At 73.5% G+C, this 14,960-nt stretch carries 18 protein-coding genes; 11 read left to right on the top strand and 7 right to left on the bottom strand.

Annotated elements, in window-relative coordinates:
• The first annotated feature begins 41 nt into the window (after positions 1–41).
• The 3 genes from sodN to QMC84_RS07355 all read left to right on the top strand — a co-directional run bounded on the left by sodN (position 42) and on the right by QMC84_RS07355 (position 1,930).
• Entirely contained in the window at positions 42–443 is a 402-nt protein-coding gene (gene sodN, locus QMC84_RS07365) for a superoxide dismutase, Ni (RefSeq protein WP_300373378.1), read from the top strand.
• Between the two features lie 241 nt (positions 444–684).
• A complete protein-coding gene (locus QMC84_RS07360) occupies positions 685–1,116 on the top strand; it encodes an anti-sigma factor (RefSeq protein ID WP_300373376.1) in 432 nt (143 codons plus the stop codon).
• Between the two features lies 1 nt (position 1,117).
• Positions 1,118–1,930 carry an RNA polymerase sigma factor SigF gene (locus tag QMC84_RS07355; protein WP_300373374.1) on the top strand — a complete coding sequence of 271 codons (813 nt, stop codon included), beginning with the start codon at positions 1,118–1,120 and terminating at the stop codon, positions 1,928–1,930.
• A gap of 47 nt (positions 1,931–1,977) precedes the next feature.
• Here the strand turns inward: QMC84_RS07355 and QMC84_RS07350 are convergent, their stop codons facing one another.
• Positions 1,978–2,364: a hypothetical protein gene (locus QMC84_RS07350; protein WP_300373372.1), complete on the bottom strand. Its 387-nt coding sequence runs from the start codon at positions 2,362–2,364 to the stop codon at positions 1,978–1,980.
• 226 nt (positions 2,365–2,590) lie between these two features.
• Between QMC84_RS07350 and QMC84_RS07345 the strand changes: the two genes are divergently transcribed.
• Positions 2,591–2,842, top strand: a complete 252-nt coding sequence (locus QMC84_RS07345; RefSeq protein ID WP_011755173.1) for a WhiB family transcriptional regulator — start codon at positions 2,591–2,593, stop codon at positions 2,840–2,842.
• Positions 2,843–2,953: 111 nt separating this feature from the next.
• Here QMC84_RS07345 and QMC84_RS07340 read toward each other — a convergent pair whose 3' ends face one another.
• Positions 2,954–4,429: a PAS domain-containing sensor histidine kinase gene (locus QMC84_RS07340; protein ID WP_300373368.1), complete on the bottom strand. Its 1,476-nt coding sequence runs from the start codon at positions 4,427–4,429 to the stop codon at positions 2,954–2,956.
• A gap of 67 nt (positions 4,430–4,496) precedes the next feature.
• On the opposite strand from QMC84_RS07340, the gene QMC84_RS07335 reads away from it, so the two are divergent.
• From QMC84_RS07335 to QMC84_RS07320, 4 genes are read left to right on the top strand one after another with little or no spacing between them, the layout of a single operon-like run.
• Positions 4,497–5,348 carry a DUF2785 domain-containing protein gene (locus QMC84_RS07335; RefSeq protein WP_300373366.1) on the top strand — a complete coding sequence of 284 codons (852 nt, stop codon included), beginning with the start codon at positions 4,497–4,499 and terminating at the stop codon, positions 5,346–5,348.
• A 10-nt stretch (positions 5,349–5,358) separates the two neighbouring features.
• A complete protein-coding gene (locus QMC84_RS07330; RefSeq protein WP_300373364.1) occupies positions 5,359–7,014 on the top strand; it encodes an acetolactate synthase in 1,656 nt (551 codons plus the stop codon).
• On the top strand, positions 7,007–7,510 hold the full coding sequence (locus tag QMC84_RS07325; RefSeq protein ID WP_300373363.1) for a GNAT family N-acetyltransferase: 504 nt from the start codon (positions 7,007–7,009) through the stop codon (positions 7,508–7,510). The genes QMC84_RS07330 and QMC84_RS07325 overlap by 8 nt, the downstream gene beginning before the upstream one ends.
• Complete coding sequence (locus QMC84_RS07320) at positions 7,510–7,869, top strand: thioesterase (protein ID WP_300373362.1); 360 nt, start codon at positions 7,510–7,512, stop codon at positions 7,867–7,869. The genes QMC84_RS07325 and QMC84_RS07320 overlap by 1 nt, the downstream gene beginning before the upstream one ends.
• Before the next feature lie 277 nt (positions 7,870–8,146).
• Here the strand turns inward: QMC84_RS07320 and rsrA are convergent, their stop codons facing one another.
• The 5 genes from rsrA to QMC84_RS07295 all read right to left on the bottom strand — a co-directional run bounded on the left by rsrA (position 8,147) and on the right by QMC84_RS07295 (position 11,537).
• A complete protein-coding gene (gene rsrA / locus QMC84_RS07315) occupies positions 8,147–8,425 on the bottom strand; it encodes a mycothiol system anti-sigma-R factor (protein WP_300373357.1) in 279 nt (92 codons plus the stop codon).
• Positions 8,422–9,075, bottom strand: a complete 654-nt coding sequence (locus QMC84_RS07310) for a sigma-70 family RNA polymerase sigma factor (RefSeq protein WP_300373355.1) — start codon at positions 9,073–9,075, stop codon at positions 8,422–8,424. The genes rsrA and QMC84_RS07310 overlap by 4 nt, the downstream gene beginning before the upstream one ends.
• A 62-nt stretch (positions 9,076–9,137) precedes the next feature.
• Positions 9,138–9,800 (bottom strand): alpha/beta family hydrolase, encoded by a 663-nt coding sequence (locus QMC84_RS07305; protein ID WP_300373353.1) that lies wholly within the window; start codon positions 9,798–9,800, stop codon positions 9,138–9,140.
• Complete coding sequence (locus QMC84_RS07300; protein WP_300373351.1) at positions 9,797–10,573, bottom strand: SOS response-associated peptidase; 777 nt, start codon at positions 10,571–10,573, stop codon at positions 9,797–9,799. Before QMC84_RS07300 ends, QMC84_RS07305 begins: the two co-directional genes overlap by 4 nt.
• Before the next feature lie 214 nt (positions 10,574–10,787).
• Positions 10,788–11,537, bottom strand: a complete 750-nt coding sequence (locus tag QMC84_RS07295) for a hypothetical protein (RefSeq protein WP_300373349.1) — start codon at positions 11,535–11,537, stop codon at positions 10,788–10,790.
• A gap of 136 nt (positions 11,538–11,673) precedes the next feature.
• Between QMC84_RS07295 and QMC84_RS07290 the strand changes: the two genes are divergently transcribed.
• Genes QMC84_RS07290 through aroA form a run of 3 tightly spaced genes read left to right on the top strand, consistent with a single transcriptional unit; the run spans position 11,674 to position 14,951 of the window.
• Entirely contained in the window at positions 11,674–13,053 is a 1,380-nt protein-coding gene (locus tag QMC84_RS07290) for a sigma-70 family RNA polymerase sigma factor (RefSeq protein WP_300373347.1), read from the top strand.
• Positions 13,054–13,108: 55 nt separating this feature from the next.
• Positions 13,109–13,633: a DoxX family protein gene (locus QMC84_RS07285; RefSeq protein WP_300373345.1), complete on the top strand. Its 525-nt coding sequence runs from the start codon at positions 13,109–13,111 to the stop codon at positions 13,631–13,633.
• A gap of 25 nt (positions 13,634–13,658) precedes the next feature.
• Positions 13,659–14,951, top strand: a complete 1,293-nt coding sequence (aroA, locus tag QMC84_RS07280; RefSeq protein WP_300373343.1) for a 3-phosphoshikimate 1-carboxyvinyltransferase — start codon at positions 13,659–13,661, stop codon at positions 14,949–14,951.
• Positions 14,952–14,960: the final 9 nt, after the last annotated feature.

Genomic DNA, 14,960 nt, shown 5'->3' with positions numbered 1-14,960 from the left:
CCCAGACCACTGACAAGTCAACAGAAGACGAGAGGATCCGCATGTTTGCAGGAATGTTCGCTCCCACCCTCGAGGTCTCCGCCCACTGCGACCTCCCCTGCGGCGTGTACGACCCCGCCCAGGCACGCATCGAGGCGGAGTCGATCAAGGCGATCATCGCCAAGGTCGCCGACAACGACGACCCGGACTTCCGCACCCGCGCCATCATCATCAAGGAGCAGCGCTCCGAGCTGGTCAAGCACCACCTGTGGGTGCTGTGGACCGACTACTTCAAGCCCCCGCACTTCGAGAAGTACCCCCAGCTGCACACCCTCGTGAACGAGGCCACCAAGCTGGCCGGCGCGTCCGGCACCAAGGGCGAGCTCGACGCCGGCAAGGCCGACGAGCTGCTCGCGAAGATCGACGAGATCGCCGAGATCTTCTGGGAGACCAAGAAGGCCTGACGCGGCGACCGGAGGCCGCCCCGTCGGGCCTTCGACGTCGTGAGCGCGACAGAGCGGAGCGAGGTCGCGACCGTCCGCAGCGACCACGGACGACGCCGAAGCGGTGCCTTCGTTTAGTGGGGACCGGCCTCCGGGTACGACACCCGGAGGCCGGTCCCCACTAGTCTTCGAGGCGAGCCCCGGGCCCGTCCGGTCCGGGTCATCGGCCCCGCCCCGTCTCCCCATCGCGAAGGACGACCAGATGTCTTCGATCGGCGCACAGATCGGCTCCGCCCGGAGTCACGACGGTGGACGAGCCGATGTCGAGCTGCGACTGCCCGCGGACAACGCCTACGCGTCGGTGCTGCGGACCACGACCGCCGGGCTGGCCGCCCGCCTGGACTTCCCCATCGACGACATCGAGGACCTGCGGATCGCGGTCGGCGAGGCGAGCGCGATGGTGCTCCCCGAGGCCCGTCCGGACTCCGACCTCACCTGTCGGTTCTACCTGCGGCCCGGTGAGCTCACCGTGCGGATCAGCGTCGAGGTCGACCACGAGGTCACGCCTGACCAGGACAGCTTCGCCTGGCAGGTCCTCACCACCCTGGCGACCGACGCGTCCACCGACTGCGCGGCGGGTGTCTTCTCGATCTCGGTGAGCATGGACTCGGGGCTGCCGGGAGGCGGGATCTGAGATGTTCGCTGTCACGGGGGACGGCGACGCGGACCCGGACGCGCCGACCGGCGTCGAGCTCACGCGCCTGCGCAGTGCCGAGCTGTTCTCGGTGCTCCGCGACGACGAGGCGCCGGCAGCCGGCCGCGATGCGGCCCGCGAGGCCCTGGTGCACCTGCACCTCCCGCTCGTCGAGCACTGCGCACGCCGCTTCCGCAACCGCGGCGAGCCCCTGGAGGACCTCGTCCAGGTGGGCACGATCGGGCTGATCAAGTCCGTCGACCGCTTCGACTCCGACCGCGGCGTGGAGTTCTCGACCTACGCCACCCCGACGATCATCGGGGAGATCAAGCGCTACTTCCGTGACAAGGGCTGGGCGATCCGGGTGCCGCGCCGCCTGCAGGAGCTGCGCATGCAGATCACCGCGGCCTCGGCCGAGCTGACCCAGTCGCTGGGCCGCTCCCCCACGCCGCGCGAGCTCGCCGGCGCCATCGGCTGCACCGTCGAGGAGATCGTGGAGGGCATCGAGTCGAGCAACGCCTACTCCACGCTGTCCCTGGACGCCTCCGACGCCGGTGACGACAGCAGCGCGAGCATGCTCGATGCGATCGGGGTGGACGACGAGGGTCTCGAGCACGTCGAGATCCGGGAGTCGCTCAAGCCGCTGCTGGACCGGCTGGAGCCGCGGGAGAAGAAGATCCTGCTGCTGCGGTACTTCAAGAACATGACCCAGTCGCAGATCGCGGAGGAGATCGGCGTCTCGCAGATGCACGTGTCGCGGCTGCTGAACCGGACCCTCGAGCAGCTGCGGACCTCGCTCGAGGAGACGCTCTGAACAGACCGCGCCAGCGGGCCGCTCGACGGGGGTCGAGCGAGCGGCGCTCAGTCCTCGGGGTCGGCCAGGGCGTCGACGCTCGCCGGCGCGAACAGGCCCGCGAGCACGACGACGGCGACCACGGCCAGGGCGATGGCCACCGGGGTGGTGTCGCCGCCGCGGAAGCTCCACGCCACTCCGAGCTGGATCAGCTGGGCGAGCACGATCGGGCTGCGGGCCCAGGACCGGCCCCGGGCGACCTCGCGGGCGCAGAACAGCAGCAGCGCGCCGTACGCCGCGAAGAACACGCTCGTCGTCACGGCGAGGGCGACCCGGTCGGAGGAGATGCTGGACAGCTCCAGGACGGCGTAGCCGAGCAGGAACAGGGCCTCGATCGCCACCAGCGAGGCGGCGACGACCAGGGGTGCGGGTTTGGCCGGGCGGCGTAGAGTCACGCAGGGAGCCTAGAAGAGGGCCCGTGGGACCGAGGATCAGCCCGGCACGCGCGTGACTGCTGTGATGAAACCGACCGTCGACAGGGCTTGTTTAACGGTCCAAAGGTTGCCACCCTTGGTGGGCGCTCGTGAATGCGTTCACTTCGCTGTGCCCCACGACGGCACCGCAGGTCTTGTCTGCCCCTGACCTGCACGATGACTTGTAGGAAAGAGGGATCTCCCAGCCATGGATTGGCGCCACCGTTCGGCCTGCCTCGACGAGGACCCTGAGCTGTTCTTCCCGATCGGCAACACCGGTCCGGCCATCCTCCAGATCGAGGAGGCCAAGCAGGTGTGTCGTCGATGTGAGGTCCGCGAGCAGTGTCTGGCGTGGGCGCTCGAGGCGGGGCAGGACCACGGCGTCTGGGGCGGGCTCAGCGAGGACGAGCGGCGCGCCCTGAAGCGTCGCAACGCCCGGGCCCGGGTCCGCACCGCCTAGCGGAGACGCGCCAGCGGCTCCGCTGACGGTGGTCGAGCAAGGCGCGCGACCGAGCCTGCGAGGTCGCGACCGCCGTGCCGAGACTGACGGAGACGCGCCAGCGGCCGGACGCTAGTCCAGCGGGATGTCCAGGGCGGCCCGGGTGCCCCGGCCCGCGGGACCGTCGCCCAGCTGGAGCTGGCCGCCGAGCTCGGACTCCACGAGGGTCCGGACGATCGAGAGACCCAGGTTCGTCGAGGCGTCCAGGTCGAACCCTGCCGGCAGCCCGCGGCCGTCGTCGTCGATGCTCACGTGCAGGCGGCCGACCAGCCGACGCACGGTGATCCGGATCTCGCCCCTGGCGTCCGGGTCGGTGCCGTCGTACCCGTGCTCGACCGCGTTCTGCAGCACCTCGGTCACCACCATCGCCAGCGCCGTGGCCGTCTCGGAGGGCAGCACGCCGAACGAGCCGTTGCGCACCACCCGCACCCGGCTGCCGAGCGCACTGACGTCGGTCACCATCCGGCCGAGCGGGTCCAGGATGTCGTCGAAGTCGACCCGCTCCTCCACCGCCTGGCTCAGCGTCTCGTGCACGATCGCGATCGACCCGACCCGGCGCACCGCCTCCTCGAGCGCCAGCCGCGCGGACTCCGAGTCCATCCGGCGGGCCTGCAGCCGCAGCAGCGCGGCGACGGTCTGGAGGTTGTTCTTCACCCGGTGGTGGATCTCGCGGATCGTGGCGTCCTTGGTGATCAGCTCGCGATCCCGGCGCCGCAGGTCGGTGACGTCCCGGACCAGGATCAGGGCGCCGATGTGCTCGCCGTGCGGGCGCAGCGGGATCGCCCGCACGATCAGGGACACCGTGTCGGTGCCGATCTCGGTGTCGCGGTACGCCCGGCCGCCGAGGACGGCGCTGAGCGTCTCCTCGTCCGGGCGGCGACGCGGCGGCACCAGGTCCCGGGTCAGGTCGGCCAGCGAGACGCCCGCCAGGTCGCCCGAGAGCCCCAACCGACGGTAGACCGAGAGCGCGTTCGGGCTCGCGTACTCGACCATCCCTGCGGCGCTGACGCGGAGGAACCCGTCGCCCACCCGCGGCGAGTCGGCATGGTCGCTGCGCTGGCCGGTGGCGGGGAAGTAGCCGTTGGCGATCATCTGGGTCAGGTCCGCGGCCGTCTGCAGGTAGGACAGCTCCAGGCGGCTCGGCGTGCGGACGCCGAGCAGGTTCGTGTTCCGGGCCACCACGGCGATCACCCGCCCGGCTCGCCGGACCGGGATCGTCTCCACCCGCACCGGGACGTCGTCGCGCCACTCGGGGTCGCCCTCGCGCACCAGCCGGCCCTGCGCGTACGCCGCGTCGATCAGCGGCCGCCGGCCTACCGGCACGAACGTGCCGATCACGTCGTCGACGTACGCCGTGGGACCGGTCGTGGGCCGCATCTGCCCGGCCGCCCAGAACCCCTTGCCCTCCTGGTCGGGCAGCCACAGCACCAGATCGGCGAAGGACAGATCCGCGATGATCTGCCAGTCGGCCTGCAGCAGCTGGAGCCACGCGACGTCCTGGTCGTCCAGGTCGGTGTGGCTGCGGACCAGCTCGGAGAGGGTCGGCACGCTCGCAAGAGTAGGCGGGGGTGGACCGCCGGTGGACCCGGGCCCGATCTTTGGCAGGATGGCCCCCATGTCCGGGTCATACTGGCGACAGGTGCACGCAGAGGGACTCGCGGTCCCGTCCGACCGGCCGCTCGACGACCTGACCGCCGAGCTCACGCGCATGCTCGGCGATCCCGACCCGGCGCTGCGCGACGGCACCGCCTACCCGACGCTCACGACGTGGATCGACCGCGGCGTGTACGACGACCTCCTGGGCGGGCTCGGCGACGGCATGGCCGTCGGTCTCGGGGTCGGCGTCGGCGAGCAGGGCACCGACACCGTGTTCCGCCGCAGCTTCTCGGCGCTGGTCCTGGGCGAATGTGTCGCCCGCGACAACCGGCGCCCGCTGCTGCCCGGCGGGAAGATCCTCGAGTGGGGCGACCGGCTCGCCACCTGGCTGCTGCGCGAACAGGACCTGCGCGGCTACGTGCCGGGCAAGGGCTGGGCGCACGCGGTGGCGCACGGCGCCGACACGCTCGCGATCCTGGCGGGCTCGCCGCACCTGGCCACCCCCGAGCTGACCGTGCTGCTCGACGTGATCGCCGACCGGGTGCTGCTGCCGGTCGACGGGCTGTTCACCACCGGCGAGCCGGACCGGCTGGCGTTCGCGACCATGAACGTGCTGCGCCGCAACGTCGTCCCGCTGCGCGTGCTCGAGCCCTGGATCGCCCGGCTCGCCGCCGCGGCCGGCACCCGCTCGTCCTACGACGACCGCGACCCGTACCTCGTCGGCGGGAACGCCGAGGCGTTCCTTCGGGCGCTCTACCTGCAGCTCTCCCTCGGCTCGCGGCCCCCGCAGGTGCGCTCCGACCTGCTCCTCGTGGTGCTCGACGCGCTGAAGTCGACCAACGCCGCGTACCTCGCACCTACGGGTGAGTAACCTTCGCAGCATGTCCACGGAAGTGAACGGCCACGCCGGCGAGCTCGCGGTCGCGGTCGCACAGGCCCACGGGGTCGAGACGATGTTCACGCTGTCCGGAGCGCACGTCTTCCCGCTGTACGACGGCGCCGTGAAGTCGGCGACGCCGCTGCGGCTGCTCGACGTACGCCACGAGCAGACCGCCGCGTTCGCCGCCGAGGCGACCGGCAAGCTGACCCGGGTCCCGGGCCTCGCGGTGCTGACCGCCGGCCCCGGCGTCACCAACGGGCTCAGCGCGGTCGCACAGGCGCAGTTCGCCGGGTCGCCGATGGTGGTCGTCGGCGGCCGCGCGCCGCAGGGGCGCTGGGGCACCGGCGCCCTGCAGGAGCTCGACCAGCCGCCGATCCTCGCGCCGGTCTCGAAGCTGGCGCGCACCATCCCGACCGCCGGTGAGGTGCTGGACGGCATGCACCACGCGTTCGTGACCGCCGGGTCGCCGCACCGTGGCCCGGTGTTCGTCGACGTGCCCATGGACGAGCTGTTCAACAGCGCCGGCGGCGTGCTCCCCGAGGTCACCGCGGCCCGCGGCGCGGAGCCGGACCCCGCCGCGGTCACCGAGGTGGCCGAGCTCCTGGCCACGGCTGCTCGCCCGGTGCTGATCCTGGGCACCGACGTATGGGCGGACCGCGCCGAGGAGGCCGCACTGCGCTTCGTCGAGGCGGTCGGCATCCCGACGATCACCAACGGCATGGGCCGTGGCGTGGTCCCCGGCGGCCACCCGCTGCTGGTCACCAAGGCCCGCAGCCGGGCCCTCAGCGGCAGCGACCTGGTCGTGGTCGTCGGCACCCCGCTGGACTTCCGGCTCGGGTACGGCGTCTTCGGCGGCGCGGACGGCGCCACGCCGGCCCAGGTCGTGCACGTGGCGGACTCCCCCGGCCAGCTCTCCGGGCACGCCGCGCTCGCCGCGTCGGTCTCCGGCGACCTGAGCACCGTCTTCGACGGGCTGCTCGCCGGCATGGAGCAGGTCGTGCGTCGGCCGGACTGGTCCGACTGGGTCGCCGACCTGCAGGCCGCGGTCGGCGCGGCGGTGGAGCGCGACGCGGCCCTGCTGGGTGCCGAGGCCGACCCGATCCACCCGGCCCGGATCTACGGCGAGCTGGTCCCCCGGCTCGCCGAGGACGCGGTCGTGATCGGCGACGGCGGCGACTTCGTCAGCTTCGCCGGCAAGTTCGTCGAGCCGAAGCGTCCCGGGGGCTGGCTCGACCCGGGCCCCTACGGCTGCCTCGGCGCGGGCCTGGGGGCGGCCATCGCCGCCCGGCTGGCGCGGCCCTCGGCACAGGTCGTGCTGCTGCTGGGCGACGGCGCGGCGGGCTTCTCGCTGATGGACGTCGACACCCTGGTGCGCCACAACCTGCCGGTGGTCATGGTGATGGGCAACAACTCCGCGTGGGGCCTGGAGAAGGGCCCGATGCAGATGCTCTACGGGTACGACGTGATCGCGGACCTCGCGCCCCGCACGGCGTACGACCAGGTCGTCCGCGCGCTCGGTGGTGCCGGGGAGACGGTCACCGACCCGCGGCAGGTCGGTCCCGCGATCGACCGCGCGTTCGCGTCCGGGGTGCCGTACCTGGTCAACGTGATCACCGACGTGGCCGCGACGTACCCCAGGAACAGCTTCGGTGTCTGAGCCCCTCGCGCCCGGGGTGGTGGTCCGGCGCGCCCGACCCGAGGACCTCGCGGCCGCGGGCGAGGTCACCGTCGCGGCGTACGCCGAGTTCACCGAGGGCCCCGACGACCACTACGTCGCGCTGCTGCGCGACACCGCGCGGCGCGACCGGGAGGCCGAGCTGTGGGTCGCCGAGCGGGGCGGCGAGGTCCTCGGCACCGTCACGATCACACTCCCCGGCTCGCCCTGGCGCGAGATCGGCACCGACGAGGAGGGCGAGTTCCGGATGCTCGCGGTCTCCCCCACGGCCCGGCGCCGCGGCGTCGGCGAGGCGCTGACCAGGCTGGCGATGGACCGGTTCCGCGAGCTCGGCTTCCGCGGGATCGTGCTGTCCAGCCTCGCCCAGATGACCTCCGCGCACCGGGTCTACGAGCGGCACGGCTTCCGCCGCGCGCCCGAGCGGGACTGGTCGCCGGCCCCGGGCGTGGACCTGATCGCGTTCGTGGCGGAGCTGTGATGGAGGCGACGCTGCACTTCACCGTGACCGCCGACGACACCGCGGCGGCGGTCGGCTCGGGCAGCCTGCCGGTCCTCGGCACCCCGCGGCTGCTGGCCTGGTGCGAGGCCGCCACCTGCGCCGCGATCGACCCGACGCTCCCGGCCGGCTCGACGAGCGTCGGCACCCGGGTCGAGCTCGAGCACGTCGCCGCCTCCGCGGTCGGGCAGGGGGTGGAGGTCACCGCCACGGCGGCGTACGTCGACGGCCGCCTGCACCGCTTCTCGGTGCTGGCGAGGAACCTGGGCGGCAAGGTCGTCGGCACCGGCGAGATCACCCGCGTCGTCGTCGACGCGGAGCGGTTCCTGAGCCGCGTCTGACTGGTCCTCGGCCGGCGAGACCCCCAGGTGGCTCCTCCGGCCCGTGGAGCACGGCCATTTTGGGTGTCTCGACGGGAGGTGAGAGACTGTCCGACGGCCCCTGAACGGGCCAGTACCGTCCGATCAGGAGGAATCCCATGGGCAAGACCGGCCGCAAGCGCCGCGCTCGCAAGAAGAAGGCCGCGAACCACGGCAAGCGCCCCAACGCCTGAGCGCGAATGACACGAACCCCCGAGCCGCCGGCTCGGGGGTTCGCTGCGTCGTGGGGGGTTCCCGCTCAGCTCTCGCGGATCTGGACCTGCACCTCGCGGATCCGCAGCAGCACCCGCTTGCGCAGCTCGTCGGGTGCCGACTCCGCGCAGGAGCGGGCGACCACGGCCTTCACGGTGCGCTGGAGGTCGTAGCGCTCGAGGCAGGGGTTGCAGCTGTCCAGGTGCAGGCGGACCGCCGAGCAGTCGACCTCGTCGAGCTCGTTGTCCAGGAAGTACACGATCCGCTCGAGGAAGTCCGCACAGTCCTCGGAGGTGGGCTCGGGGCGGTGGTGGTGGTCGCTCATGACGCGCCGCCGTCCCGCCCGACCGTGAGCAGGTCGTTGTCGCGGACGTAGTCGGAGAGCATGTCGCGCAGCTGGCGCCGGCCCCGGTGCAACCGGGACATCACGGTGCCGATCGGGGTCTCCATGATCTCGGCGATCTCCTTGTAGGCGAAGCCCTCGACGTCGGCGAGGTAGACCGCGAGCCGGAACTCCTCGGGCAGGCGCTGCAGGGCGTCCTTGACCTGGGAGTCGGGCAGGTGCTCGAGCGCCTCCATCTCAGCCGAGCGCAGCCCCGTCGAGGAGTGGGACTCGGCGCGGTGCAGCTGCCAGTCCTCGACGTCCTCGGACATCGACTGCTGCGGCTGGCGCTGCTTCTTGCGGTAGGTGTTGATGAAGGTGTTGGTGAGGATCCGGTACAGCCAGGCCTTGAGGTTCGTGCCGGGCCGGAACTGGTGGAAGGAGGAGTACGCCTTGGCGAACGTCTCCTGCACCAGGTCCTCGGCGTCGGCCGGGTTGCGCGTCATCCGCATCGCGGCCGAGTAGAGCTGGTCGAGGAACGGCAGGGCGTCGCGCTCGAAGCGCGCGGACCGGTCCGCCTCGGTCTCGGTGTCGAGGTCCACGGCGGCAGGGTCGGGAACGCTCTCGGGGGTGGGTACGTCGGGGTCAGTCATCGCCCCCCAGAATAGCCCCGGGGCGGGTGGTTCGAGCACAGCCAGCATGCGAGGTGAACACCTCAGGCCGGTCCGCCATTCCCCCGGCCGCCGCCGGCGATCTCGCGCACGATCCACTCCAGCGCCGACTCGACGACGATCTCGAGGGCGTCGGACTGCCCGATCTCGCCCCGCGCCGGCACCTTCAGGCTGTGGTCCGCGCCGGGCACCACGCACAGGTCGACGTCGTCGGGGAACTCCTCGGGCCGGCCCATCGGGTCGCGCTCGCCCTGGATCACCAGGGTCGGTACGCCGGCGCCACGGAGCTCGTCGAGCCGCGTCTTCTCCGGGCGCCCGGGCGGGTGCAGCGGGAACGAGAGCGCCAGGCAGCCGCTGGCCGCGAGCTGCCGGGCGCAGCGGACGGCCGAGCGAGCGCCGGCGGACCGGCCACCCAGGACCAGTGGGGTGCGGGTGCGCAGCCGGTTGGCCGCCGCGACCAGGGCGGCGTCCAGCGTGGCCGGGGGGGTGGCGACCTTGCCGCCGGCGACCTTCCAGGGCTGCTCGAGGCGGACCACCGTGACCCCGTTGCGCGGCAGGTGCCGGGCCAGGGCCTCCAGATCGGCCGTGTCGATGCCGGCGCCGGCGCCGTGCGAGAGCAGGACGGTCGCCACCGGTGCGCGCGCCTGGTCGACCACCAGCCGCGCCTCGCCGTACGGCGTGTCGATGCGGCGCTCCGCGCGGGTCACGGCGCGACTCCACCGTCGGGCTCGAGCGGCAGCGGCTCGACCAGCTCCGGACCGTTGTTGCGCACGTTGCTGACGAGGGTGGCGACGGGGTAAGCCTCGAGCGTCCCCGGCGCCGCCGGCACCAGGAGCTCGAGCAGGTGGTCCTGGGGCGCGGTGGGATCCAGCCAGGCGCCCCAGCGCTCGCGCTCGACCATCAGCGGCATCCGGTCGTGGATGTGTCCGAGGGTGTCCTCCGCCTCGGTGGTGATCACGGTGCAGGTCCAGCGGAACCGGTCGGGAGCCTCGTCATCCTTCCCGGGGTCGCGCCAGATCTCGTAGAGACCCGCCATCGCCAGGACCCCGTGGTCCTTCGGGCGGATGAAGAACGGCTGCTTGCGCGGCCTGCCGGCCGAGGTGCGCTCCTGGGTCGGGTACCACTCGTAGTAGCCGTCGGCGGGCAGCAGGCAGCGCCGCTTCGCGAACGCCCGCTTGTACGCCGGCTTCTCCGCGACGGTCTCCATCCGCGCGTTGATCATCCGGTTGCCGATCGAGGGGTCCTTCGCCCAGGACGGCACCAGGCCCCAGGTCAGCACCCGCAGCTGGCGCTCCGGCGGCTCCTCGGCCGCCGTCGACTCCGCCGAGCCCTGGGGAGGCCGCTCGACGACGGCGTAGACCTCCTTGGTCGGGGCCACGTTGTAGTCGGCCTCGAGCGGCGCGGGGATCCGCACGTCGGCGATGTCGAACTCCTCGACCAGGTCCTCGGGCCGACGGCTCGAGGCGTAGCGACCGCACATGCTGCCAGGCTAGTGGTACCCGGGATCCGTCGCCCGACCACGGATGCGCGGGCCCCAGGCGGAGCACCCGCCGTCGACGCCGCCTGGGTGGAGAGGTGGTCGGGAAAGGCCGCGGGAGGTTGAGCAAGGCTGCGACCGAGCGTGCGGGGTCGCAATGCCGCGTCGAGACCCAGCCCGACAGCGGTCTCGGTCGCGGGGGGCGTACACCCTGGGGCTACACCCGGGTGAGCTCGTCGAGCAGGCGACCGGCGGCGTCGTCGGAGTCGGGCAGGCCCTCGATCCACACCCGCGCGTGCGGGACGGCGGACCCGTCGAGCATCCGGCGCAGGAGGCCGACCCGCCGCCCGATCCGCTCGTCGCGACCGGCGAGCACCACGACCCGGCCGGGGGCGACATGGCCGATGGTCTCCGACCCGGCGAACACGGCCCGGGCGGTGTCGCCGAGCTGCGCGGTCCGCATCGCGCGGGTGAGCACGTCGCTGCGGCCCGTCGCCGCGTCGGGCCACGGCGGGGCGGCCACGACGACCAGGGCGTGCGACTCCGAGACCGAGGCCCCGGTGCGACCCTCGCCGCGGTAGACGTCCGAGACGCGGCTGCGCAGATGTGCGAGGCTCGCGAGGCCCGTGAGCGGGTCGTCGCAGGAGAGCCCGTGCAGGTAGCCGAGGACCGCGTCGCTCCACGCGACCGTCAGCGCCCGGGTCTCGGCGAAGCCGGGGTCGGTGCCGTGCACCAGGCGGCTGGTCACGGCGAGGCCTTCGAGGGACTCCTCGAGGGACAGTCCGTCGGCGGCAAGCAGCGCGCCGGCGACCTCGCAGGCCGGGACCGTGCCCGACCCCGAGACAAGGGCCTCCCCGACTGCCTCGAAGCGTGGCGGCAGGGCCGCACACAGCTGCAAGGACAGCTCCACCCTCGTCTCGGGGTCGCCCGTGGTCGCACGTCGCCTGCGCGTCGTGAACCTTCCCACGGTGGCTCCCCCTCGGTTGGTCTGCGGTGATGGAACGGCCCGGGCGCAGGTCCATGACGCGGTTCTCGCGAACTTCGTCACCTTTTTTCGCCGGCCCGGCGCCGTGATCTTTTCCCGGTTCGCGCGTTGGTCCGATGTGGCCGGCCACGTCTCCACTCTCGAGGGCCCCAGCGACGGAGAGCTGATCTCCGCCGTCCGGGGCGGTGACACCGATGCCTACGGTGAGCTCTTCGCACGCCATGTCGAGGCCGCCCGGCGCCTGGCGCGGCAGCTCGTGTCCGCCGGCGAGGTCGACGACCTCGTCTCCGAGGCCTTCGCCAAGCTGCTGGTCGTGCTGCAGCGCGGGGGCGGGCCCGATCTCGCGTTCCGGGCCTACCTGCTCACGGCGGTACGCCGCCTGCAGGTCGACCGGATCCGGGCCACGGCCCGGCTGCAGACCACCGGTGACCTCACGCCGTTCGACCCCGGCGTGCCGTTCCGCGACACCGCGGTCGAGGGCTTCGAGAGCGCCACCGCCGCCCGCGCGTTCGCCTCGCTGCCCGAGCGCTGGCAGCTGGTGCTGTGGCACACCGAGGTCGAGGAGCAGAAGCCGGCGGAGGTCGCGCTGCTGCTCGGCATGACCCCCAACTCGGTCTCGGCGCTGGCCTACCGGGCCCGCGAGGGCCTGCGCCAGGCCTACCTGTCCATGCACACCCAGGACGTCGAGGACGACGCCTGCGCGCGCACCCGCGCGCAGCTCGGGGCCTATGTCCGCGGCGGGCTCTCCCGCCGCGACAGCGCCCGCGTCGAGCACCACCTCGAGGAGTGCCGGGGCTGCACCGCGATCTACCTCGAGCTCACCGAGGTCAACTCGGGCCTCGGAGCCCTGCTCGCCCCACTGCTGCTCGGCACCGCGGCGACGGCGTACGTCGGCGCCACCACCGGCGGGCTCTCCGCGGCCGCGGGCGGCGTGACCGTGCTGCTCGGCCGTGCCCGCGACGCGGTACTCACCCACGCCCCGACCGCCGCGGTCGCCGGCGCCGCCGCGTCCCTGGTCGTGGCCGGGCTGGTCGTGGCCCTGCAGCACGAGCAGGACGGGCAGCCGGCTGCCGAGGACACCCCGCTGGCGAGCCTGGCGCCGTCCCTCACCGCCGGCCCCGGCGTCCCGCTGGGCCGACGCCCTGCGGGCGACCGCGGCTCGTCGGGCGCCACGAGCCCGGCGGACGCCGCCACCGCCTCCCACCGGGCGGCGCCGACCATGGGACCGACCGCCGGACCGACCACCGGACCGACCGCCGGACCGACCGCCGGACCCACCGGCGGGCCGACCGGCGGGCCGACCGGCGGGCCGAGCGACGAGCCTTCCGCGCCGCCGTCGGCGCCGCCCTCGGCACCGCCCCAGTCGCCGCTGGTCCAGCTCGGGGTCGAGGCCTCGGCCGGACCCGACGGCGCATCCGCGCAGGTCACCGGCGGGGTGGCGGGCGTCCCGCTGCCGACGATCTCGGTCGGGGTCCCGGTCGCCCGGACCGCACCCTGAGCCGGGCGCCGGGCCGCCCCGGGTAAGAACCGCCCGGCCCGGGTAAGAAGGAGCCATGACCGTCAGCAGACTCATCGCCCGTCCCATGCTCGCGTCGATCTTCGTCGTCGGTGCGGTCAACGCCCTCAAGAGCACCGCCGGCCCGGCAGCGCGGGCCGAACCCGTCACCTCCCGCCTGGTCCCGCTCGCCAAGCGGGCCGGCATCCCGCTGCCGGAGGACCCCGAGACCCTGGTCAGGCTCAACGCCGGCGTCCAGCTCGGCGCCGGCCTGGCCCTCGCCACCGGGCGCGCGCCGCGGCTCTCCTCCGCGGTGCTGGCGGCCACCCTGGTGCCGACCACCGCCGCCGGTCACCGCTTCTGGGAGGCCCAGGACCCCGCGCAGCGGACCCAGCAGCGGCTGCACTTCTTCAAGAACGTCTCGGTGCTCGGCGGCCTGCTGATCGCGGCGGGCGACACCGACGGCAAGCCGGGCGTCGCCTGGCGGGCCCGCCACGCCGCGAAGGACGCCCGGCGCCAGGCCAAGCACCTCGCCGGCGCCGCGCGCCAGGAGGCCCGGCTCGCGAAGGCCAAGGTCGCCTGATCCCGCCCGCCGATAGGCTGCCCCGGTGACGAGGCGCCCCGATCCCTGGCCGGACCCCTGGCCCGCGCCGCGCGCGCGCCGCCCCGTCGACGCGGTGGTCACCCTGCCCGGGAGCAAGTCGCTGACCAACCGGGCGCTCGTGCTGGCCGCGATCGCCGACGGACCCTCGGTCGTCCGGCGGGCGCTGCGCTCGCGGGACACCACGCTGATGGCGGCCGCACTCACGTCCCTCGGCTCCGCCGTCGATCCCGACGGCGAGGACTGGACGGTGACCCCCGGGGCGTTCGACCGGGACGCGAGCGTGGACTGCGGGCTGGCCGGAACCGTGATGCGCTTCGTGCCTCCGGTGGCCGGGCTGTCGACGGGGGCGGTCGCCTTCGACGGCGACCCGCACATGCGGAAGCGGCCGATCGGCGAGATCCTCGGCGCGTTGCGTGCCCTCGGCGTGGCGGTCGAGGGCGACGCGCTGCCGTTCGCCGTGCGCGGGCGCGGCGGCGTCCCGGGCGGGACCGTGGTGGTCGACGCGTCGGCGTCATCGCAGTTCATCTCCGCGCTGTTGCTCGCGGGCGCGCGCTACGACCACGGCGTCGACGTACGCCACGACGGCAAGCCCGTTCCGTCACTGCCCCACATCGACATGACGGTGGCGATGCTGCGCGCGCACGGCGTCGAGGTCGACGATCCGTTGTCGGGCGGGGACGCGAACCGCTGGCGGGTCGCCCCCGGGCCGGTGCGGGCCGCCGACCACCTCATCGAGCCGGACCTCTCCAACGCCGCCCCGTTCCTGGCACTCGCGGCCGTGTCGGGCGGGACCATGGTGGTCCGCGACTGGCCGCGGGCGACCACGCAGGCCGGCGACGCGCTGCGCGACATCCTCACGGCCATGGGCTGCGAGGTGGGCTTCGTCGAGGAGGGGCTGCGGGTCACCGGCAGCGGCACGCTGCTCGGCATCGACGTCGACCTCCACGACGTCGGCGAGCTCACGCCTGCGGTCGCGGCCCTCTGCGCGTTGGCCGAGGCGCCGTCGCACCTGCGCGGAGTCGCCCACATCCGCGGCCACGAGACCGACCGGCTCGCCGCGCTCGCCACCGAGCTCTCCGCACTCGGCGCCGACGTCACCGAGCTCGAGGACGGGTTGAGCATCCGCCCCGCTCCGCTGCACGGGGGCGTGTTCCACACCTACGCCGACCACCGGATGGCGCACGCCGGGGTGATCCTCGGCGCCGCCGTGGAGGACGTGCTCGTCGAGGACGTCGCGACCACGGGCAAGACCTTCCCGGACTTCGCCGGCTTCTGGTCGGGGCTGGTCCCCGCGTGAGTCGCGGCG

It is taken from the genome of Nocardioides sp. (assembly GCF_030019515.1).
Lineage (GTDB): Bacteria > Actinomycetota > Actinomycetes > Propionibacteriales > Nocardioidaceae > Nocardioides.
Note: the sequence above shows the minus strand (reverse complement) of the source record. Positions and strands in the feature narration are given on the sequence as shown.

What these genes read in the sequence shown, in the direction of transcription:
- sodN (WP_300373378.1), top strand. Translation starts at nt 42, where the DNA reads ATGTTTGCAGGAATGTTCGCTCCCACCCTCGAGGTCTCCGCCCACTGC.
- QMC84_RS07360 (WP_300373376.1), top strand. Translation starts at nt 685, where the DNA reads ATGTCTTCGATCGGCGCACAGATCGGCTCCGCCCGGAGTCACGACGGT.
- QMC84_RS07355 (WP_300373374.1), top strand. Translation starts at nt 1,118, where the DNA reads ATGTTCGCTGTCACGGGGGACGGCGACGCGGACCCGGACGCGCCGACC.
- QMC84_RS07345 (WP_011755173.1), top strand. Translation starts at nt 2,591, where the DNA reads ATGGATTGGCGCCACCGTTCGGCCTGCCTCGACGAGGACCCTGAGCTG.
- QMC84_RS07335 (WP_300373366.1), top strand. Translation starts at nt 4,497, where the DNA reads ATGTCCGGGTCATACTGGCGACAGGTGCACGCAGAGGGACTCGCGGTC.
- QMC84_RS07330 (WP_300373364.1), top strand. Translation starts at nt 5,359, where the DNA reads ATGTCCACGGAAGTGAACGGCCACGCCGGCGAGCTCGCGGTCGCGGTC.
- QMC84_RS07320 (WP_300373362.1), top strand. Translation starts at nt 7,510, where the DNA reads ATGGAGGCGACGCTGCACTTCACCGTGACCGCCGACGACACCGCGGCG.
- rsrA (WP_300373357.1), bottom strand. Translation starts at nt 8,425, where the DNA reads ATGAGCGACCACCACCACCGCCCCGAGCCCACCTCCGAGGACTGTGCG.
- QMC84_RS07310 (WP_300373355.1), bottom strand. Translation starts at nt 9,075, where the DNA reads ATGACTGACCCCGACGTACCCACCCCCGAGAGCGTTCCCGACCCTGCC.
- QMC84_RS07300 (WP_300373351.1), bottom strand. Translation starts at nt 10,573, where the DNA reads ATGTGCGGTCGCTACGCCTCGAGCCGTCGGCCCGAGGACCTGGTCGAG.
- QMC84_RS07285 (WP_300373345.1), top strand. Translation starts at nt 13,109, where the DNA reads ATGACCGTCAGCAGACTCATCGCCCGTCCCATGCTCGCGTCGATCTTC.